Annotated in this window: 22 protein-coding genes; 11 read left to right on the top strand and 11 right to left on the bottom strand. The window is 56.9% G+C overall.

The features are described from left to right. Window positions 1-121: 121 nt before the first annotated feature. On the top strand, window positions 122-1,246 hold the full coding sequence (locus GOV38_RS10025) for a beta-ketoacyl-ACP synthase III (RefSeq protein ID WP_171209964.1): 1,125 nt from the start codon (window positions 122-124) through the stop codon (window positions 1,244-1,246). Between the two features lie 188 nt (window positions 1,247-1,434). On the opposite strand, the gene GOV38_RS10020 is transcribed toward GOV38_RS10025, so the two are convergent. Beyond that, window positions 1,435-1,896 carry a hypothetical protein gene (locus tag GOV38_RS10020; RefSeq protein WP_171101782.1) on the bottom strand — a complete coding sequence of 154 codons (462 nt, stop codon included), beginning with the start codon at window positions 1,894-1,896 and terminating at the stop codon, window positions 1,435-1,437. Window positions 1,897-2,249: 353 nt separating this feature from the next. On the opposite strand from GOV38_RS10020, the gene GOV38_RS10015 reads away from it, so the two are divergent. Next, complete coding sequence (locus GOV38_RS10015; RefSeq protein ID WP_171209965.1) at window positions 2,250-2,849, top strand: thymidine kinase; 600 nt, start codon at window positions 2,250-2,252, stop codon at window positions 2,847-2,849. Here the strand turns inward: GOV38_RS10015 and GOV38_RS10010 are convergent. The 5 genes from GOV38_RS10010 to GOV38_RS09990 all read right to left on the bottom strand — a co-directional run bounded on the left by GOV38_RS10010 (window position 2,825) and on the right by GOV38_RS09990 (window position 6,027). Beyond that, the gene (locus tag GOV38_RS10010; RefSeq protein WP_171209966.1) at window positions 2,825-3,775 is read right to left on the bottom strand and encodes a D-glycerate dehydrogenase; all 951 of its coding nucleotides are present in this window, start codon (window positions 3,773-3,775) and stop codon (window positions 2,825-2,827) included. The genes GOV38_RS10015 and GOV38_RS10010 overlap by 25 nt on opposite strands. Next, entirely contained in the window at window positions 3,775-4,113 is a 339-nt protein-coding gene (locus tag GOV38_RS10005) for a tRNA-binding protein (RefSeq protein WP_171101779.1), read from the bottom strand. Before GOV38_RS10005 ends, GOV38_RS10010 begins: the two co-directional genes overlap by 1 nt. After that, window positions 4,106-4,921, bottom strand: a complete 816-nt coding sequence (gene proC / locus GOV38_RS10000) for a pyrroline-5-carboxylate reductase (RefSeq protein WP_171209967.1) — start codon at window positions 4,919-4,921, stop codon at window positions 4,106-4,108. Before proC ends, GOV38_RS10005 begins: the two co-directional genes overlap by 8 nt. A 36-nt stretch (window positions 4,922-4,957) precedes the next feature. Next, window positions 4,958-5,458 carry a YbjN domain-containing protein gene (locus GOV38_RS09995; protein ID WP_171101777.1) on the bottom strand — a complete coding sequence of 167 codons (501 nt, stop codon included), beginning with the start codon at window positions 5,456-5,458 and terminating at the stop codon, window positions 4,958-4,960. A 320-nt stretch (window positions 5,459-5,778) separates the two neighbouring features. Beyond that, entirely contained in the window at window positions 5,779-6,027 is a 249-nt protein-coding gene (locus GOV38_RS09990; RefSeq protein ID WP_050604795.1) for an accessory factor UbiK family protein, read from the bottom strand. Between the two features lie 97 nt (window positions 6,028-6,124). Here GOV38_RS09990 and lgt point away from each other — a divergent pair, with 97 nt between their 5' ends. From lgt to GOV38_RS09970, 4 genes are all read left to right on the top strand, one after another. Beyond that, on the top strand, window positions 6,125-7,012 hold the full coding sequence (lgt, locus tag GOV38_RS09985) for a prolipoprotein diacylglyceryl transferase (RefSeq protein WP_171209968.1): 888 nt from the start codon (window positions 6,125-6,127) through the stop codon (window positions 7,010-7,012). Then, entirely contained in the window at window positions 7,009-8,076 is a 1,068-nt protein-coding gene (locus GOV38_RS09980) for a class I SAM-dependent methyltransferase (RefSeq protein ID WP_171209969.1), read from the top strand. Before lgt ends, GOV38_RS09980 begins: the two co-directional genes overlap by 4 nt. Continuing rightward, window positions 8,073-8,831 carry a peptidoglycan editing factor PgeF gene (gene pgeF, locus GOV38_RS09975; RefSeq protein WP_171209970.1) on the top strand — a complete coding sequence of 253 codons (759 nt, stop codon included), beginning with the start codon at window positions 8,073-8,075 and terminating at the stop codon, window positions 8,829-8,831. The genes GOV38_RS09980 and pgeF overlap by 4 nt, the downstream gene beginning before the upstream one ends. 711 nt (window positions 8,832-9,542) lie before the next feature. Beyond that, window positions 9,543-10,325 carry a Hint domain-containing protein gene (locus tag GOV38_RS09970; protein WP_171133264.1) on the top strand — a complete coding sequence of 261 codons (783 nt, stop codon included), beginning with the start codon at window positions 9,543-9,545 and terminating at the stop codon, window positions 10,323-10,325. A 120-nt stretch (window positions 10,326-10,445) separates the two neighbouring features. On the opposite strand, the gene GOV38_RS09965 is transcribed toward GOV38_RS09970, so the two are convergent. Then, on the bottom strand, window positions 10,446-10,946 hold the full coding sequence (locus GOV38_RS09965) for an Lrp/AsnC family transcriptional regulator (RefSeq protein ID WP_171209971.1): 501 nt from the start codon (window positions 10,944-10,946) through the stop codon (window positions 10,446-10,448). A 227-nt stretch (window positions 10,947-11,173) separates the two neighbouring features. Between GOV38_RS09965 and trxB the strand changes: the two genes are divergently transcribed. The 4 genes from trxB to GOV38_RS09945 all read left to right on the top strand — a co-directional run bounded on the left by trxB (window position 11,174) and on the right by GOV38_RS09945 (window position 16,805). Continuing rightward, window positions 11,174-12,115, top strand: coding sequence for a thioredoxin-disulfide reductase (gene trxB, locus GOV38_RS09960; protein ID WP_171209972.1), 942 nt, complete (start codon window positions 11,174-11,176; stop codon window positions 12,113-12,115). 116 nt (window positions 12,116-12,231) lie between these two features. Then, window positions 12,232-13,917 carry an adenylate/guanylate cyclase domain-containing protein gene (locus GOV38_RS09955; RefSeq protein WP_171133266.1) on the top strand — a complete coding sequence of 562 codons (1,686 nt, stop codon included), beginning with the start codon at window positions 12,232-12,234 and terminating at the stop codon, window positions 13,915-13,917. Between the two features lie 200 nt (window positions 13,918-14,117). Further along, window positions 14,118-15,836: a bifunctional sulfate adenylyltransferase/adenylylsulfate kinase gene (locus tag GOV38_RS09950; RefSeq protein ID WP_171209973.1), complete on the top strand. Its 1,719-nt coding sequence runs from the start codon at window positions 14,118-14,120 to the stop codon at window positions 15,834-15,836. Window positions 15,837-15,947: 111 nt separating this feature from the next. Then, on the top strand, window positions 15,948-16,805 hold the full coding sequence (locus tag GOV38_RS09945; protein ID WP_171209974.1) for a hypothetical protein: 858 nt from the start codon (window positions 15,948-15,950) through the stop codon (window positions 16,803-16,805). Here GOV38_RS09945 and GOV38_RS09940 read toward each other — a convergent pair. From GOV38_RS09940 to GOV38_RS09925, 4 genes are all read right to left on the bottom strand, one after another. Continuing rightward, window positions 16,802-17,671, bottom strand: a complete 870-nt coding sequence (locus GOV38_RS09940) for a glycosyltransferase family 10 (protein WP_171209975.1) — start codon at window positions 17,669-17,671, stop codon at window positions 16,802-16,804. The two genes, GOV38_RS09945 and GOV38_RS09940, sit on opposite strands and share 4 nt — an antisense overlap. Then, a complete protein-coding gene (locus GOV38_RS09935) occupies window positions 17,668-18,555 on the bottom strand; it encodes a PhzF family phenazine biosynthesis protein (RefSeq protein ID WP_171209976.1) in 888 nt (295 codons plus the stop codon). The genes GOV38_RS09940 and GOV38_RS09935 overlap by 4 nt, the downstream gene beginning before the upstream one ends. A 93-nt stretch (window positions 18,556-18,648) precedes the next feature. Then, a complete protein-coding gene (locus GOV38_RS09930; RefSeq protein ID WP_171101765.1) occupies window positions 18,649-18,873 on the bottom strand; it encodes a DUF1150 family protein in 225 nt (74 codons plus the stop codon). 5 nt (window positions 18,874-18,878) lie between these two features. Next, window positions 18,879-19,292: an Hsp20 family protein gene (locus tag GOV38_RS09925; protein WP_058275530.1), complete on the bottom strand. Its 414-nt coding sequence runs from the start codon at window positions 19,290-19,292 to the stop codon at window positions 18,879-18,881. A gap of 163 nt (window positions 19,293-19,455) precedes the next feature. On the opposite strand from GOV38_RS09925, the gene GOV38_RS09920 reads away from it, so the two are divergent. After that, window positions 19,456-19,680: a YdcH family protein gene (locus GOV38_RS09920; RefSeq protein ID WP_050604880.1), complete on the top strand. Its 225-nt coding sequence runs from the start codon at window positions 19,456-19,458 to the stop codon at window positions 19,678-19,680. Window positions 19,681-19,725 lie beyond the last annotated feature (45 nt).

Below are 19,725 nucleotides of genomic sequence, written 5' to 3'. Positions count from 1 at the left end.
CTCCGTGGCAAGAATCGACGCCGAAAGTGACCGGAAGCCCCTATTCCCTTGGGTCAACATCTCTTGATCAAAACGGTCTGTGACTGCATTTTGAGCAAATCTGAAAAATTCAGGACCCGCTATGTATACGCCAGCCATCACTGGAACCGGTGTTTTCACACCTCAGAGCAGTATTTCCAATGCCGAGCTTGTTGTTGCGTTCAACGCCTATGCCGACCGCAAGAACGCCGAAAACGCGCAAGCCATCGCCGCGGGTGAAATCGAGCCGATGCAACACTCGTCAGAGGAATTCATCGTAAAGGCATCGGGCATCGAGAACCGATATGTGATGGACAAATCCGGCGTGCTGAACCCCGAAATCATGCATCCAAGCCTACGGCAGCGCGACGATGACGAGCCAGGCATCATGACCGAGATGGCGGTTGATGCCTGCAACAAGGCACTGGCGCAGGCGGGGCGTCGCGCGGAAGATGTCGATCTGGTGATCTGCGCGGCCTCGAACCACGAACGCGCCTATCCCGCGATCGCTATCGAAATCCAACAGGCGCTTGGCATTGATGGGTTTGGGTTCGACATGAATGTCGCCTGTTCGTCTGCGACCTTCGGTATCCAGGCCGCTGCTGACATGATCCGGTCCGGCTCGGTCCGCGCAGCACTGGTTGTGAACCCCGAGATCTGCTCGGGCCATCTGGAATGGCGCGACCGCGATTGTCATTTCATCTTTGGCGACGTGGCAACGGCCACTCTGATCGAACGCATCGAAGACGCTCAAGGCCCACATTTCGAGATCTTGTCGACGCGATGCGCCACCCAGTTTTCCAACAATATCCGTAACAACAACGGCTTCCTGCGCAGGTCACGCCCAGATGGTCTGGTTGACCGGCGCGATATGCAGTTCATGCAAAACGGTCGCAAAGTGTTCAAAGAAGTGCTGCCGATGGTCAGCAAGCACATCTCTGATCACATGGAGTCCGAGGGGATTGCCAGTGGCGACCTCAAGCGTCTGTGGCTGCATCAGGCGAACAAGACCATGAACGACTTTATCGGCAAAAAGGTTCTCGGCCGAGAACCCGATGCCGATGAACACCCCAACATCCTGCAGGATTACGCGAATACCTCATCCGCCGGATCGATCATCGCGTTTTCGAAATACTCGGATGATCTTGAGGATGGCGACCACGGTCTGATCTGCTCGTTTGGCGCCGGATATTCAGTGGGTTCGGTGATCGTGAAACGGTGCGGGTGAAGGTTAAGACGCGCCGGTCTCCGCCGCCAAGCCAGAACTCGAATCTCGATATCAATATAGCAGTGCCTCACCCGAACTTGGGAGAGTCGAAATCGGCGCTTCGTCGGCAGTATGGTTTTCCTAACTGTCTAATGCCGAATGCAAACGGATGACCCAGACAAACTGACTGGTCAGAAAACTCCGCAGGCTCAGCTCACGCTCTCTTCTTCAAGGTGCAGCTTCATCTCGATCAAAACCTGCTGCAACATGCTGGTTTCTTTCAGCAACCGCTTGGCTTCGTTGACGGTGATGATCCCGTCTTCGATCGCCGCCTGATATTCGGTCATCAGCATCGCAAAACGCTGGCTCAGCGCGATGACGTCCGAGTTTACACCACCGGTGCGTGGCTCGCTGCTGTTGCGACCGTCATAAGACAAGGTGATGTTCTTAAGATCAGCCAAGGCAGATGTGACATGCGGATAATTGGCTGCATTTTCAAGCTTGGCCACCGAATCCACTGGCATGAACCTGTCGGCGTGCTCGGCATTGTCCGAATAATACCGACCCAAAGTTGCCTTGGATTTTCCGGTTATCTCACATGCGGCCTCAATGCCAACGTCCTTAACAAGTGCTTCTGTATGCTTCTTCAGATAGGCCCCGATATCCGCCATTTTTTAACCTTTACTGCCTGCGCCCCGTCCCCGGCCTGTCCGTGCAGGGGAATGGGCAGGGAAATTTCCCATATTTATTTAGTAATTGAAATGCCATCTTTTGGCTATCCCTCAGAGATGCAGGGATTTTGTGAGTGAGTGGCGGTTTTTTTCGAACCGGTAAAGAGTTTGCATGGAACAGTTTTCAGTTTCATGCCGGTATGGCCAATTCTTGGTCACGGGCGCCGTCGTTGCAGGAACCGGGTATCCATCCCCAAAGAGCTTTTGCTCAGCCCGGATCCCAGCAGCGGCGTCGTCGATTCTGGTAAACGAGATGTCTTGCCGACCGGGATGAGGCCAATTAGACCACCATCATGGCCAAGCTCTACTTCAACTATTCCACCATGAATGCGGGCAAATCGACCGTGTTGCTGCAGGCGTCACACAACTATCGCGAACGCGGGATGGACACCTATCTGATGACCGCGGCGATCGACGGGCGCGCGGGCACCGGACGCATCGCATCGAGGATCGGGATATCCGAACAGGCTGACACGTTTGCACCAACCGACGATATTTTCGGCATGATCAACACGCGCCTGTCGCAAAGTCAGGTTGCCTGCGTTTTTGTGGACGAAGCGCAGTTTCTGACCGAAGAACAGGTTTGGCAGTTGGCTCTGGCGGTTGATGAGTTGAACGTTCCGGTTCTTGCATATGGTCTAAGGGTCGATTTTCAGGGCAAACTTTTCCCCGGATCAGCAACATTGCTGGCTTTGGCTGATGAAATGCGAGAGGTCCGCACAATCTGCAAATGCGGGCGCAAGGCGACCATGGTGATCCGTCAGGACGAAGCCGGTAAGGCAATCACCGAAGGCGCGCAGGTTCAGATCGGCGGGAACGAGACCTATGTCTCGCTGTGCCGTAAACACTGGCGCGAAGCGATGGATGGTCAGACCGGATTGGGTAAGGGCTGACCCGCGATAAAGGCCGCGACATTGTCGAGCACCATATGTCCCATGCCCGAGCGGACCTCTTCGGTCGCGGTACCCAGATGCGGCAACAACGTTACAGTCTCAAGATCGCACAGCGCTGTTGGGACACGCGGCTCGAACTCATAGACATCAAGGCCAGCCCCCGCGATTTGGCGCGATTGCAACGCCTCAATCAGCGCGGCCTCATCGACCACTTCGCCCCGTGCGATGTTAATCAGAATGCCCGAGGGTTTCATTGCCGCCAGAACATCCGCATCAATCAGGTGTTCGGTCTCGGCGCCACCGGGCACAGCCAAGACCAAAAAGTCTGAACTTGACGCGAGGGAACGCAAATCGCTTAAAAACTCAGCAGGAAAGTCCAGCTCTTTGGCGCTGCGTGAGAAATACCCGACCGACATGCCAAACCCATAATGGCAACGACGGGCTATCGCCTGCCCGATTCGCCCCATCCCGACAATGCCCACCCGTTTTCCCGTCACATGATGGCCCAGCATTTGGGTTGGATGCCAACCACGCCAGTTGCCGCTGCGCACAAGGCGTTCGCCTTCGCCCGCGCGCCGTGCGGTTGTCAAAAGCAGCGTCATGGCAATGTCTGCTGTGGCATCCGTCACCGCACCCGGTGTGTTGGTGACCTCAATACCCGCGGCCCGCGCAGCCGCCACATCGATATGATTGAAACCCACACCAAAATTGGCCAGCAACTGGCACCGCGGTTGATCTGCCTTCGCGAAAATCTGGGCCGAGAACTGATCTCCCAAAGTGGGCACCACCACGTCAAAGTCGTGCAGCGCTTGCAGCATTTCCTGCTCGGTCAAAGGCTGAGTGTTTTCGCGAAACTCGACGTCAAACTCTGTACGCGCACGAGCTTCGACGGCTGCTGTCATGGGCCGGGCGATGAACAGTTTCATCAATGCATCCGCCCGCCGACCGGAACCTCTCCATCCGGGCCGATCAGAACGATTTCGCCCGTCTCATCCGGCAAGCCCAGCACCAGAACCTCAGACATGAACTTGCCGATCTGGCGCGGCGGAAAATTGACAACTGCCATCACTTGCTTTCCGACTAATGCCTGCGGATCGTAGTGCGCCGTGATCTGGGCCGAGGTCTTGCGCTCACCGATCTCATCCCCGAAATCGATCCACATCTTGATCGCCGGTTTGCGGGCTTCGGGAAAGGGTTCGGCGCGGATGACCTGACCCACACGGATATCGACTTTCAGAAAGTCATCAAAACTGATCTCACTCACGCGAAAGCTCCTTGGATCGGTCTGTGGCGGCTTTGACCGCCCTGTGCAACAGGTTCGGGAATCCATCCTCCGAGTGCATAAGCACTTCAAGCGCGGCCTGTGTCGTGCCATTGGGCGATGTCACGTTGACCCGCAGTTGCGACGGGTCTTCCTCTGCCGCCGCCGCCAACGCCCCTGCCCCGGCAACAGTCGCTTTGGCCAATCGCATCGCCAAGTCAGAGGGTAGCCCTTGGGCCGCACCTGCCGCGGCCAGAGTTTCGATCAGGTGAAAGACATAGGCCGGGCCAGAACCGCTGAGCCCTGTAACCGCGTCCATCTGTGCTTCGCTGTCCAAACGGACGGTCTCACCAACGGCAGACAGCAGGTTTTCCGCAAGCGCGATATCGGCATCGGACGCGGTCGCATTCCCAATCAAGGCGGTGATGCCCTGCCGGATCGCAGCTGGTGTGTTCGGCATGGCGCGCACAATCGGGGTGCCACCGCCCAGGACAGATTCGAAACTGGCAATCGAGGTGCCGGCTGCGACCGAGACAAACAGGCTGCGACCACCGCCCAGCGCTTTGATGGCAGGCAAGGCCTCGCCCATCATTTGGGGTTTCACGGCGACCAGCACCACTGCAGGCGCTTCGGGCAAGGGTGTGTTGATATTGACACCCTGCGCTTTCAGCCAGTCTGATGGAAAAGGATCGATCACCCAGACCGATGACGCAGGAAGGCCATGATCTAGCCAACCGGCGAGCATGGCCGACCCCATCTTGCCGCATCCCAGAAGCACCAGCCCCTGTTCGGCGACGCGTGACATGTCCATGATTGCCCCTCTCCTCAGTTGGTTCGGGGCAAAGCTTTACGCGCGGCCATAGGCCTCTGCAATGGCGACTTGCATCGCGTCTTCAGCAGACCGGTTCCCCCAGGTTACCAATTGGATCGCGGGGTAATAGCGCTCGGCGCTCAGAACGGCGGCGTTGATCATCGTGTCTATCTGATCAGGGCTGGCCATCTGACCACCGGCCAGCACCAGACCATAGCGATAGACCATCAGTTTCTGGTTGGCCCAATAGGTGAACGCCCCCGCCCAGCATTGATCGTTCATGCGGTTCAGCAATTCATAAAGCTGGGGCTCGCGTTCGGTCGGCGGCTCCATCTCGAACGAGCATACCATGCGCAGTGTTTCGTCATAGTTCGACCACGCCAGGGTAATCGAATAAGTGCGCCACTGACCTTCCACCGCCATGGCGATCTGATCATCCCCGATCCGGTCAAAATCCCAGTCGTGATGTTCAGCAAGATGTTCAACAATATCGATCGGATGAAGGTCTTCTTCGAGAAACTGCTCGGAAAGGGCCATAATGCAACCTCACTAGTCTCTAGCATTCTGGGGTCGGCAGCGCCCCAGCGCTAGTTGCCTGCTCAACAAGCCGGGCTTCCCCCGTTGGCTTGTACTAGATATGGTGCGCCGGGTTGCTTTGCCTGACAACCCCATTTCTTGGGGATAACATCAATAAGTTGTGGACAGCCGGACACGGCGTCCAAAATATTGGCGCCGCAGGAAGCTTTGACTTGATTAAATCCTGGGATGCGTCAAACTACACTTCACCGCTCAACCGCATGTGCGATTGCGCGACAGAAGCGTTGGCCAAAAACTTGAAATACCCGAAGGCGAAGGTGCTATTTGTCCAGCTTCGCTTCCAGCGCGGCGATGCGGGCCTCAAGTGCCGCGTTTTCTTCGCGCGCCTTCTGCGCCATGGCACGCACAGCATCGAACTCTTCCCGCGTGACGAAATCGCGATCCGCCAACCAGCGGTCGATCATCGACTTCATCGCGTTTTCGGCCTCTTCCCGCGCGCCCTGCGCCACGCCCATGGCGTTGGTCATCAGTTGGGAAACATCGTCCAAAATCTTGTTGCGGGTCTGCATGGTGTCACTCCGAAATCTGGGCTGCTCTCTATATGGGGAAAGAAAGCGCCGGGCTCAAGGTTGACTTGCCCCACAAAGCCCGGGCAATGAGACGCATATGCAGGCTGTGTTAAATTTCCCCGATCTATCGCCCGAAGTTTTCTCGATTGCTCTGTTCGGGATGCAGTTTTCGCTGCGGTGGTATGCGTTGGCTTACATTGTCGGCATTCTTATCGCCTGGCGAATGGCGATCATCGCGCTGCGGCGGCCGAACTTATGGCCCAACAAAACACCCCCGATGCAGCCCGGTCAGGTCGAAGATCTGATCACCTGGATCATTCTGGGCGTCATCCTGGGCGGTCGGCTGGGATTCGTCCTGTTTTACGAGCCCGCCTATTACCTCTCCCACCCGCTTGAAATTTTGAAAGTCTGGCAAGGCGGGATGTCCTTTCACGGCGGCCTTCTGGGCGTCATTGTTGTGGCCTTTGTCTATGCCAAGCGCCACAATATCCCGCCCCTTTCGATGGGGGATCTGGTCGCCCACACCGTGCCGCCCGGGCTGTTTTTGGGCAGGTTGGCCAATTTCAACAATGCCGAACTTTGGGGTCGTCCGTCTGAGCTGCCCTGGGCTGTTGTTTTCCCCGGCGCGGCGGCACAGGACTGTCCAGGTGTTGTCGCGGGGCTGTGCGCGCGGCACCCTTCGCAGCTTTATGAGGCTTTGCTTGAAGGCCTGCTGCTGGGCGCCCTGCTGGTATGGCTCGCTTATCGGCGTGGTGCATTTCACAGGCCAGGCCTTGTTATGGGTGTGTTTCTGGTGGGATATGGCCTCTCGCGCTTTATCGTCGAATTCTTCCGCCAACCAGACGCCCAATTCGTGTCACCAGGAAACCCGCTGGGGTTGGCATTTCAAGTCGGCGGTTATGGCCTGACGATGGGGCAGTTGCTTTCGCTGCCCATGATTGCCATCGGGCTTTGGTTTGCTCTAAGGGCACGCGCCCGCGCATGAGCTTGCTCGATCACCTTATAGAACGTATCGCGCAAGACGGCCCTATGACCGTTGCCGAATATATGAGCACCTGTTTGCTGCACCCCAAGTTCGGCTATTACGCCACACGCGACCCGCTTGGGCAAAAGGGGGATTTCACCACTGCCCCTGAGATCAGCCAAATGTTCGGCGAATTGATCGGCCTGACTTTGGCAAAATGCTGGCTGGATCAGGGGCAGCCGAAAGACTGCCTGTTGCTGGAGCTTGGGCCCGGACGCGGTACATTGATGGCTGACATTTTGCGCGCCACCCAGGCTGTGCCCGGCTTCCATGCAGCCTTGCAGGTGACACTGTTCGAAGCCTCGCCTGTTTTGCGTGCCGCTCAGACCAAAACTCTGAAAGGCTATGACCCGGACTGGATCGAAACGCTTGAAGCCTTGCCTGACAGGCCTGTCTTTATGGTGGCCAATGAATTTTTTGACGCCCTGCCGATCCGACAATTCGTGAAAGATGGCGACAGCTGGCGCGAACGTCTGATTGGATCAAACGGGACGACCCTGAGCTTTGGCTTGGGGGCAACCGCGCCGCAACCAGCTTTGCAAGCACGTCTGGACGACACCGAAGACGGAGACCTGGTTGAGCTTTGCACCCCCGCGTTACCCGTAATCGAAACCCTGTCAAACCGTATCGCTTCGCATGGGGGCGCGGGGTTTATCATCGATTATGGCGACTGGCATTCACTTGGCGATACGTTTCAGGCCCTGCGCGCCCACATGCGCGCGGACCCGCTGGAATGCCCGGGGCAAGCCGACCTGACCGCACATGTGGATTTCGAACCCTTGGCGGTCACCATTCGCGCGCATGGCTGCTGTCATACGCGCCTGACACCGCAAGGTGTGTTCTTGGAGCGGCTTGGCATAACTGCACGCGCGCAAGCGCTGGCGTCCAATTTGGCGGGTGAGGCACTTGATGGTCTGATTGCAGCACATCGACGGTTGACGCATCCCGATGAAATGGGAAACCTGTTCAAAGTACTGGGTCTCTACCCCCAGCACGCAGCGCCACCACCGGGATTGGAACCATGACCTTGGAAATTCTGACTTCGGACATGCTGTCACCCGTCCGTCACGGGTTCTTCAGCCGCCGCGGCGGTGCGTCGTCGGGGATTTTTTCCGGTTTGAACTGCGGGCTTGGGTCGTCGGATCAGACTGAAGCTGTCGCGCTGAACCGTCGACGCGTGGCGGAAGCCATGGAGGTTGATCCGCAGGCCTTGGTTGGCGTCCATCAGGTCCACTCGCCCACCGTAGTGACCATCGATTCCCCCCTGAACGGTGACAAACCCAAAGCGGATGCAGTTGTCACTGCCACCCCAGGGCTTGCGCTAACCATCCTGACGGCCGATTGCCAGCCTGTTCTGTTTGCTGATCCTGACGCAAATGTGATCGGCGCTGCACATGCGGGATGGCGCGGTGCGTTAGATGGCGTATTGGAGGCCACTCTTGATGCGATGGAGGCTCTGGGGGCTCGCCGCGAAAACACCTGCGCGGTGATTGGACCGTCGATCTCACAACGCGCCTATGAGGTCGGACCGGAACTCATGGACAGCTTCATGATGGAGACGCCTGAGAATGCCCGTTTCTTTGCAGGCGGGACCGGAGATCGCCTGCAATTCGACCTGCCGGGATATGGTTTGAACAAACTGCGTGAGGCCGGTGTCAAATCCGCCGAATGGACCCGCCATTGCACCTATTCCGACCCTGACAGATTCTATTCATATCGGCGCTCGACTCATGCCAAAGAAGCCGACTATGGCCGCCTGATTTCAGCGATCAGGTTATAGAGTTAGACGCAATTAAGGCAGCTTTGCCAACTTTCCGCCACATTTATTGTGTTTATTTTTCGCAGAATCGTATGAGTTTTTTTCCGGTCCTCAAGTGGTTGTAACGCCACGCTTTCAGGGGCACTGGATTTGTTAGTGAATGAGGTGCCGCAGACCTTCAATTTGTCCTCAATTCATCCTGAAACAGCCTTATCTGTGCCGCAAAGCCCGGTCACAAAGGAGTTACAAAGGATGCCAGGGCTTCTTGCCCCAAAGACAAGAGCAGGACAGAAAATGAAGACAAGATCCCGTTTTCTTCGCGCTGTGATCGCAAGCGCTCAGATCCTGCAACCAGAAATGCCTTGGAAACGAGTTTCCAGCGGCTCTGTCAGGGTAGCACGTCGATTGGCTGAGCGTCGCTGACACAAGAATTAAGTCGGGAATATCTGTCACTTCCCGAACTAGATGAGAATACCGCATCAGGCTTGGCTCTGACCTGATGCCGGAAGCTGCCAAGAGCCAAAAGGCGCAGACCAATTTTGTCTGCTTAGTAAGAGTATGTCTGGGGGTCGGTAGAGTGAACAGTTTGTTATGGTTTTCTGAGAAGACGGTGCGCTGCACAGGCGACGTAGTGAACAGCTTACGCAGCCCGGGCAGAGACGACACTGGTTGGGCAATGTTGTTCGGGGGTTCAACGGCTTGGCCTGCACAATGCGAGGGGACGGAATAAAAATGAACATTCCAAACACACTGTCTCGTGCAGCTCGGAACGCGGTCGAAACATCGGCCATGTTGCGTGAAGCGCCAAGACAGGGAACAAAACAAAAAGCGCAGCTGCGGCGCTATGAGGTGAGCACACTTCTGAGCAATGGCGAGGTAACACAGACCCGCCACATTGCCCCGGCCTTACCGATGTTCGAAGATGCTTTCTGCGCCTTTACCCGAGGATCGATTGTGGAAACCACTCAAGGTCCGATGGCTATCGAAGATCTGCTGCCCGGTGACGAAGTGCAGACACAAGATGGCGGTTCGCAGCCGGTTGTTTGGAAAGGGTCCGTAACGCTTGTTCCCGGGCGCGAAGATTCACGCGGCCGCATGCGCCCATTGACGCGCATCATGGCCGACACTTTCGGCATGCAAAAACCGATGTCTGGAGTGATCACAGGTCCTGCGGCCCGGCTTCTCGGTGTGCCAGCACATTTGCGGCACCTAAGCGGCGGCCAACCCATGTTATGTCCCGTCAGCGAGTTCCAGGATGGGATGAACGTCATCGAAACGCTACCGCCCACACCGGTCGAGCTGTTTCACATTTGCGTACCGCGACATTCCGTTATTCAAGTCGATGGGCTGCAGTTCGAAACCTATCACCCTGGTACGAACGCAGTGCGAATGATCAGTCAATCCTTGCGCGCGGTCTATCTGAACCTGTTCGCGCATATTGACACATTAAGCGATTTCGGACCGCTGCTGATGCCGCGCGCCGGAGATGGAGAGGTGGACGCAATTACAGCGTGAGCCAAAGAATTGAAACTGCAAGTCGTGGGGGCATTATGCAGATATTATTAGGCTGGGTTTTTTCCTTGGCGGTGGTCGCTTGGCTGCCACCTCGAATCCCCGAAGCGGAACATCTGGGTGTTAGGCCGTTCGGTTCATCCGGTCTTCCAGGACATCGAATGGCACGCCTGGCTCGTCTTTGGCGCCGCGAATAACAAGTGACGTTTTAACACTTGCCACATTGGGTGTTGTCAGCAGTTCCCCGGTCAGGAACTGCTGAAAACTGCTTAGATCAGGGGCGACACATTTCAGCATGAAGTCGACTTCACCGTTCAGCATGTGACATTCGCGAACCAAGGGCCATTCCTGGCACCGCGCCTCAAACGCGCTGAGTTCGGATTCGGCCTGGCTCTCCAAACCGACCATCGCAAATACCTGAACTTCAAACCCAAGCTCGCGCGCGTTGACCTCGGCGTGATACCCACGGATAAAACCCGCTTCTTCCAGTGTCCTGACGCGGCGCAAACAGGGCGGCGCGGAAATTCCAACGCGTTTGGCCAGTTCCACATTGGTCATACGCCCATCGGCCTGCAATTCCGCCAGTATCTTGCGGTCTATTTCGTCCAGCCGGGTGGTGACCATTATTTGCTCCTCAAATTTTTGGTTGTTATATCAGCACCCCCAAAAGGCGCAATATTCTTTCGCATCAGAGCAATAATCTTTGCTCCATCCTGTAAGAACCAGATGTTGCGCGTTCGATTTTTCATCAATTTGACCCCGACTGAAGGGGGTTTAAGCCCGGCGCGGGCATCGCTATATCCAACCGCATTGGGGCGTTGCGCCCGCACGGCAGATCAATTGGGGGAACCATGGCCGAGACACGACATACCAAAGTTCTGATCATCGGCTCGGGCCCGGCCGGATATACCGCCGGCGTTTATGCCAGTCGTGCGATGTTGCAGCCCATTCTGGTTCAAGGGATCGAACCCGGTGGTCAGTTGACAACAACAACCGAGGTCGAGAACTGGCCAGGCGACACGGAAGTACAGGGCCCCGATCTGATGGTGCGCATGCAAGATCATGCCAAGGCCATGGGCTGTGAGGTCATTGGCGACATCATCAACGATCTGGACCTAAGCCAGCGCCCGTTCACCGCCAAAGGCGACAGCGGAACCGTCTATGCCGCCGATGCGGTCATTCTGGCCACCGGCGCCCGGGCCAAGTGGTTAGGACTGCCGTCAGAAGAGAAATTCAAGGGCTTTGGCGTTTCAGCCTGCGCAACTTGCGACGGCTTCTTCTATCGCGGGCAGGAAATTGTTGTGATCGGCGGCGGGAACACAGCGGTCGAAGAAGCGTTGTTTCTGACCAACTTCGCCAGCAAAGTGACCCTTATTCACCGCCGCGATGAGTTGCGGGCCGAAAAGATCCTGCAAAACCGCCTACTCAAGCATGAAAAGATCGAACCGCTCTGGTTTCACGAACTGGATGAGGTGATCGGGACGGACGCCCCGCTGGGCGTCGAAGGCGTCCGCGTGAAACACGTCAAAACCGGCGAGGTGACCGAAATCCCCTGTAAGGGCGTCTTTGTCGCCATTGGTCATGCTCCGGCCAATGAGTTGGTCAAGGATGCGCTTGAAACCCATATGGGCGGGTATGTGGTGACCAAGCCCGGCTCGACCGAAACATCGATTCCCGGGGTTTTTGCCGCCGGTGACCTAACCGACCATATCTATCGCCAAGCCGTCACGAGTGCCGGGATGGGATGTATGGCCGCGCTGGATGCCGAACGGTTTCTGGCCGAACAGGACTGACCTGCACAAGTCGGGTTCCGCAAGACCCATCACGATCAAGATCAGGAGGGGTCTATTGACCCCTGCCCCTTGGCATCCCAAAATCCTGATAGACAAAACGACGACAGGTGAGATCGGTGGCGAGCATTCTATGGCGCGGCGGATGGGCGAGCCGGCTTAGGATCGCTAGCGGCCTTGTGCTGTTTGTCTTTGCGTTTTTCCACTTCTTGAATATCGGTATGGGACTGTTCCACACCGACCTGCTGCATGACATGCAGGACGGGCGGAAATTCGTCACGCGCCATAACATCATGAGTGCGATACTCTATGTGGCGCTTGTGACCCATGCGGGTTTGGCCCTTATCTCGATCGCCCAACGCCGCACTTTGCGCATGCCGTTTTCGCTGGCATTGCAGGCAGTTCTGGGGCTGTTGATCCCGTTACAATTGATCACCCATATCGTTCAGACCCGCTATGCCCATGAGGTTTTCGACGTCAACGATGAGATGGGTTATATCATCATCCTGATGTGGCCCAGCACTGCGATCTGGACCCAAAGCCTGCTATTGCTGATCGTCTGGATCCATGGCTGCATCGGGCTGCACATGTGGCTGCGCCTGACCAGGTGGTGGGGGTCGCTTGTTCCTTATCTGATCGGATTTGCGGTTTTTGTTCCCGCTTTCGCCCTGTCCGGTGTTTTGACCGAAGGGCGCCGTCTCTGGTCTGATTTCGCCGATCCTTTTCTACGTGAGCAGTATATCGAGCACTATAACTGGCCGACACAGGACGAATTTGCAGCGCTGTTTGCGGTCGGCGACACCTCTAAGAAAGTGTTCTGGGGGCTGCTTGCCTTGACCGCGTTGACCTATTTCGGTCGCAAGCTGTGGCGGCGGCGGCATTCGGTCCATGTGCGCTATGTCAATGGCCCCGATGTCACCTCTGAAAAGGGCATGACATTGCTTGAGATGTCTCAGTCAAATGGGGTTCCCCATACCGCGCTGTGCGGGGGCAAAGGCCGTTGTACGACCTGCCGGGTGATCGTCGAGGACGGCGCGGGCAAACTGCCACCACCCAGTGAGGCCGAAGCGCGCAGCCTTGCTGCTGTCGGTGCTGCTGAAGGCACGCGGCTGGCCTGCCAGTTGCGCCCGACAGAGCCGCTGACCGTGTTTCGGGTATTTCGCCCCGAAGGCGGGCGCGACCGCGCACACGCAAGCCAGGGGCAGGAACGGCAACTGGCCGTGCTGTTTCTGGACATGCGTGGGTTTACCGCGCGCACCACAGGTCAGTTACCCTATGATATCGTATTCCTGCTGAACCGGTTTTTTGACGCCATTGTCCCATCAATCACCGCCCATGGTGGAACCGTCGACAAATACATGGGTGACGGGTTGCTTGCGATGTTCGAGACCCCCGATGCCGAAAGCTCGGCCCGGGCCAGTCTTGCGGCTGCGGCGGATATCGGCCGTGCTTTGGCGCGGTTCAACCAACAGCTTGAAGCCGAAGGCAGCCCCGCCATTCGCATCGGCATGGGTTTGCACTTGGGCGATTTGGTACTTGGTGAAATCGGTGCGGCCAAACACGCGCCTAGGACCATCATCGGTGACGCGGTTAACGTCGCCAGCCGTCTGGAAGGTGAGACCAAGGCGCTGAGTGTCGAGCTTTTGGCTTCGGCAAAAGTTCTTCAAGCGGCCGGCATAGAACCAGACCGCTCTCAACTGCGAGAATTCCGGCTGCGGGGTGTGGCAGACCCGGTTCCTGCACTTCCCCTGAAACACGCAGTAGATCTTGATGCTCTGACCGCCCCGGAAGAGCAGATCGCCTAGACCCCGACCCGCCATCAAAATACTGCGGACAATCTGTCACCTATTGGCTGGAATCTGGAATACTCTGTCCAAAACCGGCAAAATCAGCGCATTTCGTCCTTTGTTCGCCGACATCTCTGGACATTGCGCTCAGACCGGGGCAAATGCGCGACGAAACTATCCGCAACGCCGCCACGGCACATGTCCCTAAGAGTATTACGATGACGATGTTAAACAATTTGGCCCCGATCCCAGAACTCTATGTTTCTTACGAATCTGCACAAAAGCTGAAGGTCGAAGCGGCTGACCTTACCAGCTGGGATTTGACACCACGCCAAATCTGCGACCTCGAACTGTTGATGAATGGCGGCTTCAATCCGCTCAAGGGATTTCTGAGCGAAGCAGACTATGACAGCGTTGTCGACACCATGCGCTTGGCCGATGGCACGCTATGGCCGATGCCGATCACGCTGGATGTAAACGAAGAGTTTGCCGACAGCATCGAACTGGGCCAGGACATCGCGTTGCGCGACCAAGAAGGCGTGATCCTGGGCACGATGACTGTGACCGACCGTTGGACGCCCAACAAAGCGCGCGAAGCCGAAATGGTCTTTGGTGCCGATGACGATGCGCATCCGGCTGTGAATTATCTGCACAATGTTGCGGGCAAGGTTTATCTGGGTGGCCCTGTGACCGGGATCCAGCAGCCGATCCACTACGATTTTCGCGCCCGCCGCGATACACCGAACGAACTGCGCGCCTATTTCCGCAAGCTGGGATGGCGTCGCATCGTTGCGTTCCAGACCCGCAACCCGCTGCACCGCGCGCACCAGGAACTGACTTTCCGCGCAGCCAAAGAAGCACAGGCCAACCTGCTGATCCACCCGGTTGTCGGCATGACCAAACCCGGCGATGTCGATCATTTCACCCGCGTGCGCTGCTATGAGGCGGTGCTGGACAAATACCCGGCCTCGACGACCTCGATGTCGCTGCTGAACCTGGCGATGCGTATGGCTGGCCCGCGCGAGGCCGTTTGGCATGGGCTGATCCGTGCGAACCATGGCTGCACTCATTTCATCGTGGGCCGCGACCACGCCGGCCCCGGCAAGAACAGCCAGGGCGAAGATTTCTACGGCCCCTATGACGCGCAGGACCTGTTCCGCAAATTCCAGGATGAGATCGGCATCGAAATGGTCGATTTCAAACACATGGTCTATGTGCAGGAGCGCGCGCAATACGAGCCGAATGACGCGATCGAAGATCGCGACAATGTCACGATCCTGAACATCTCAGGCACCGAGCTGCGTCGCCGTCTGGCAGAAGGTCTGGAAATCCCTGAATGGTTCAGCTTCCCCGAGGTTGTGGCCGAGTTGCGCAAGACCAAGCCGCCGCGCAGCCAGCAGGGCTTTACTGTGTTCTTCACCGGCTTCTCGGGGTCGGGCAAATCCACCATCGCCAATGCCTTGATGGTCAAACTGATGGAGATGGGTGGCCGTCCTGTTACCCTGCTCGATGGGGACATCGTGCGTAAGAACCTGTCGTCGGAGCTGGGTTTCTCGAAAGAGCACCGCGATCTGAACATCCGTCGCATTGGTTATGTGGCCTCTGAGATCACCAAGAACGGCGGCATCGCGATCTGCGCCCCGATCGCACCTTACGCCACCACACGACGCGCGGTCCGGGAAGAGATCGAAGCCTTTGGTGCCTTCTGCGAGGTTCATGTGGCCACCAGCATCGAGGAATGCGAACGCCGTGACCGTAAGGGTCTCTACAAACTGGCGCGCGAAGGCAAGATCAAAGAGTTTACCGGCATCTCAGACCCCTATGATGTGCCTGAAAACCCCGAGCTCAGCGTCGAAACAGAAAATGTCGATGTCGACAACTGCGCCCACCAGGTTTTGCTGAAGCTGGAAAGCATGGGCTTGATCGCCGCGTCCTGATCGCCGACAAAATGGTTTCAAAAGCCTCCGGTTTCCGGGGGCTTTTTTTGTGGCGATTGACAAACCTGGTCGCGGTCGATGCAATTGTCAGGCCATGCAAGCGAACCGAATATGAATACTGCCCTGCCCACCATCGCCGGTTTCTGGTACGGATCAGACCTGAGCTGGCTGGAGGCGCTATGCATTCGCTCTTATCTGGATCGCGGCCACCGGTTCGTTCTTTATACATCTCATCCTGTCGCAGGCCTCCCAGACGGGACCGAGATGCGTCCTGCCGCGGAAATCCTTTGGCCCCCACCGTTTGCAATGGATCACACGGACAGGCTGAAGGTCGCAGTTTTCTCGGATCTTTTTCGACTTCGACTGTCTCAATTGACAGATTTCATCTGGGTCGATTTGGATGCCTATTGCGTCAAACCTTTCGCATTCTCATCGGTTTATGTTTTCTGTCGGTCGCAAACGGGTGAGTTTCCCAATGGCGTCCTGCGCCTGCCCCCAACCTCGCGGGCTCTCGAGCTCATGCTGGCATTTCTGACCTCGCCGAACCCGACACAGCCCTGGCGCGGACCTCGGATGCAGCGCAGAAACATACAACGTGTTCGACAAGGCGAGAGCTGGGGGATCGAGTCGCTGCCCTGGGGCAGTTCCGGCCCCAAAGCATTGCAACACTTTCTGGCGCAAACCGGCGAAGACCGATATGCAATGGAAGCGGATGTGTTTTATCCGCTGGCTAAGGCCGATTTCCTCCACTTGCACGACCCGGCTGTTCGGACCAGCCAGATCGAACGACCAAACGTCCATTCGGTTCACGTTTATGGCCATCAAAAGAAGCTTCTTTCGCAGACGGCAAATGGTTTGCCTTTTGTCGGGTCATATCTGCATCGCTTGTGTCAGAGGCACGGGATCGAACCAGAGGCCAATCCGATCCGACCGGTGGGGTGGCTGGCACCATCTGCCACCGAGCATTAGTCTGCCTTCACTTGTTCCAACAGGGTACGTGCGGCGCGGGATTCGAAATCGCCATAATCGGCTGCCACTGGTTGTATCGCCTGCAAGCGCGGCAAACGCGCCGCATAGTCCTGCGGCGATGTCGACTGAATGGCGCGCTGAATCTCCGCCTCGGACTCGCACAGGATCATGCCTGAAGTGTCAAAGAAATCATCAATATTCGGGCAGCCCCAATAGATGGGTACCGTGCCGCACAGGATCGCGTCGGTGAGTTTTTCGGAAAAGTAATTCCGCTCACGCACGTTTTCGATCACCACGGAATAGCGATACGGGGCCAGACCGTCGGATTTATGTTCGAACGGTGTATAGCCGCGCCCCATGATATCGATATCGGCGCCAGTTTCGCGCGCCCAGTCAATCACCTTGTGGCGCAGTTGATGGCCTTCCAGATCACGCTTGGCAGACGCGATCAGAGAACAGTTTTTTGTTTTCTCTGCCGATAACTCTTGCCAATCCGGCACCATCGTCACGCCATAAGGCAGAAACACTGCGTTGGGCAGCGACTTGAGCAATACATCGTGAAACGTCATCACCCGAAAGAACCGCCGCCAAGTATAGCGCAACATCCGGTCGTGCTTGCCGTGGATCGCCGAGGGCTCACCCATCATCAACGAGATTTGCGCCCGCGTGCCGCGACGCAGTTTGAGATGCACGCTTGAGTTCGGGAACATGATCAGATGATCGCTACGCTCAAGATCCCCAACCGTTTTGCCACGCAAACGATCCGGGCAGCCAAGTGGCCAGATCAGCTCGGCCAATGGTAGCTTGGCCAGAGAGGGGCCAAGCCGGTGACCATAGGGCAAAATGGCAATTGCGGGGTCGGTCACAGAGCGGCCTCAGGCAGATCGACCTGGCCCCGCATCAAAATATGACCACGCCCAGCCACCTTGATACCGGTCATTGCCTCGGGCGGCCCGACACGCGTCACCGTAGCCTGACCGGGGCGGCCCATATCGTGGCCTTGCTCGGCGGTAAAACTGTCTTTGTTCAACAGCCCGTATTTCCACAGATAGGCAGCCATCGCACCGGTGGCTGATCCGGTAAATGGGTCCTCAGCCGGGTTTGGCGGGGCCATCAATAATCGAGAAAACGTGTCACCCCTTTCGGTTGCGCCCTGCAGCGTGACCAGAAAAGGCTCGGCCATATCCGAACCGGAATGCCCCGCAGATTTGGCAACCTCGCGCAACGGCTCCTCGACCAGACGCGCGGCGCGCAATGCTGCATGATCGCGCAGAACGGTGATGCAAAACGGCAGACCGGTTGAGACAAATTGGGGCGGAGAGATGATCGCATCCACCGGCAGATCAACCGTCGCGGCCACCAGTTCAGCAGGCACATGGGCACCGAACTGGGGTGCCACCTGCGTCATCTCTATCTCATCCCCGTTCAGCTGGATGGCTACAATCCCGGCCCCCGTCTCAAGCGTCAGATGATCCACTTGCACCAGCCCGCGCGACCGCAAGGCCGCGACGGTGGCAATGGTGGGATGTCCGGCAAAAGGGATCTCGCGGCTGGCCAGAAAATACCGCACGCGAAGGTCGGCAATGTCAGAAGGCCCGGTAAACGTGCATTCGACCAGAGAAGTCTCACGGACATAGGCCTTGCAAACATCCTCGGTCAGTTCAGCCCCGCCATGCACAACAGCACATCCATTGCCACCAAAGGCGCGGTCGGTGAATGCATCTACCCAGTCAAAGTCGTACCAGCCCATGCCCAACGCCCCTTTCCTTTGCAAAACCCATCGGGTTCCGCATATCTCGCCTTTGGGGCGGCAGATGTCACGTGGAAATCACAAGGGGCCGTTTCAGTGAACGGCCACCGGTGACAGGTCGTGCTGACGAGCCAGCACAAAGGCCAGCTTGCGATCGGCCACAAGTGCCAGTTGCTGGCCGTCTGAGTCGTGAACGGCGTAAAGCTGATCCAGATCGCCTGCTTGATCGCGCAAATCGCTGGGCAAATCAGCGACATCAATTGTCTTTACATAGACGATGCGGTCGCCTTCGGCATTGATTTCAATCGGTGTATTCATTGCTCTTACCCCTTTCTTATGTTGATCGTTTGCACCACGGTTTCAGGCACAGCGCGGGTCAGGTCCACATGCAACAGACCGTTTTCCATGATCGCCTCGCCCACTTCCACGCCATCGGCCAGCACGAACATGCGCTGAAACTGTCGCGCCGCGATCCCGCGGTGCAGGAAAATGCGCCCTTCGCTGTCGTCGCGTTGACGGCCCCGGATCACCAATTGACGGTCTTCGATGGTGATCGACAGGTCCTCTTCGGCGAACCCGGCCACGGCCAACGTGATCCGGTAGGAAAAATCCGATGTTTGTTCGATATTGTAGGGCGGGTACCCTTCATTGCCAGCCTTTGCAGACCGTTCCAGAAGGCGTTCCAGCTGCTCGAACCCCAAAAGATGCGGGTATGAGCCAAGAGTAAGTTTCGACACGTTTTTCGTCCTTTTTTGTCAAAGCGACGTCGTTTGAGGCCCCATTCTGGCGACCATCTGATATAGAATATGGGAAGAATACAGGATGTCCACAAGGTCTGGCGTGATAACGTCTGACACACTATCTTGTTTGCAACGCACCAGAACAAACCACGAGTCGCCAATGAACGCGCCCACAGACCTTTCCATGAAAACAGATGAAGTTCTGCGGGTCGAGCTTGAGGTTTTTCGCCGCCAGCACAGGGATCTCGATGAGGCGATTGAAGCGTTGCATGACCGTGGAACAGCTGATCAACTGACCTTGCGGCGTCTCAAGAAAGAGAAACTGCGGCTGAAAGACATCATTCGCATTATCGAAGATCGCCTGACACCAGATATCATCGCCTGAAGACCCTCTCGCTCATTGCCAGCCTTAGGGATTTGGCTATAGTGC

Origin of the sequence: Ruegeria sp. HKCCA5839, assembly GCF_013035585.1 — a bacterium.
GTDB lineage: Bacteria > Pseudomonadota > Alphaproteobacteria > Rhodobacterales > Rhodobacteraceae > Ruegeria.
The sequence above is the reverse complement of the archived record's forward strand: the minus strand, read 5'-3'. Positions and strand labels throughout refer to the sequence as shown.

Excerpts from the sequence above, each read along its gene's own strand:
- GOV38_RS09945 (WP_171209974.1), top strand. The coding sequence starts at position 15,948 with ATGAATACTGCCCTGCCCACCATCGCCGGTTTCTGGTACGGATCAGAC.
- GOV38_RS09920 (WP_050604880.1), top strand. The coding sequence starts at position 19,456 with ATGAACGCGCCCACAGACCTTTCCATGAAAACAGATGAAGTTCTGCGG.
- GOV38_RS09970 (WP_171133264.1), top strand. The coding sequence starts at position 9,543 with ATGAACATTCCAAACACACTGTCTCGTGCAGCTCGGAACGCGGTCGAA.
- GOV38_RS09930 (WP_171101765.1), bottom strand. The coding sequence starts at position 18,873 with ATGAATACACCGATTGAAATCAATGCCGAAGGCGACCGCATCGTCTAT.
- GOV38_RS10025 (WP_171209964.1), top strand. The coding sequence starts at position 122 with ATGTATACGCCAGCCATCACTGGAACCGGTGTTTTCACACCTCAGAGC.
- lgt (WP_171209968.1), top strand. The coding sequence starts at position 6,125 with ATGCAGGCTGTGTTAAATTTCCCCGATCTATCGCCCGAAGTTTTCTCG.
- GOV38_RS09995 (WP_171101777.1), bottom strand. The coding sequence starts at position 5,458 with ATGGCCCTTTCCGAGCAGTTTCTCGAAGAAGACCTTCATCCGATCGAT.
- GOV38_RS09990 (WP_050604795.1), bottom strand. The coding sequence starts at position 6,027 with ATGCAGACCCGCAACAAGATTTTGGACGATGTTTCCCAACTGATGACC.
- GOV38_RS09965 (WP_171209971.1), bottom strand. The coding sequence starts at position 10,946 with ATGGTCACCACCCGGCTGGACGAAATAGACCGCAAGATACTGGCGGAA.
- GOV38_RS10020 (WP_171101782.1), bottom strand. The coding sequence starts at position 1,896 with ATGGCGGATATCGGGGCCTATCTGAAGAAGCATACAGAAGCACTTGTT.
- trxB (WP_171209972.1), top strand. The coding sequence starts at position 11,174 with ATGGCCGAGACACGACATACCAAAGTTCTGATCATCGGCTCGGGCCCG.
- GOV38_RS09980 (WP_171209969.1), top strand. The coding sequence starts at position 7,009 with ATGAGCTTGCTCGATCACCTTATAGAACGTATCGCGCAAGACGGCCCT.
- pgeF (WP_171209970.1), top strand. The coding sequence starts at position 8,073 with ATGACCTTGGAAATTCTGACTTCGGACATGCTGTCACCCGTCCGTCAC.
- GOV38_RS10010 (WP_171209966.1), bottom strand. The coding sequence starts at position 3,775 with ATGAAACTGTTCATCGCCCGGCCCATGACAGCAGCCGTCGAAGCTCGT.
- GOV38_RS09950 (WP_171209973.1), top strand. The coding sequence starts at position 14,118 with ATGACGATGTTAAACAATTTGGCCCCGATCCCAGAACTCTATGTTTCT.
- proC (WP_171209967.1), bottom strand. The coding sequence starts at position 4,921 with ATGGACATGTCACGCGTCGCCGAACAGGGGCTGGTGCTTCTGGGATGC.
- GOV38_RS10015 (WP_171209965.1), top strand. The coding sequence starts at position 2,250 with ATGGCCAAGCTCTACTTCAACTATTCCACCATGAATGCGGGCAAATCG.
- GOV38_RS09935 (WP_171209976.1), bottom strand. The coding sequence starts at position 18,555 with ATGGGCTGGTACGACTTTGACTGGGTAGATGCATTCACCGACCGCGCC.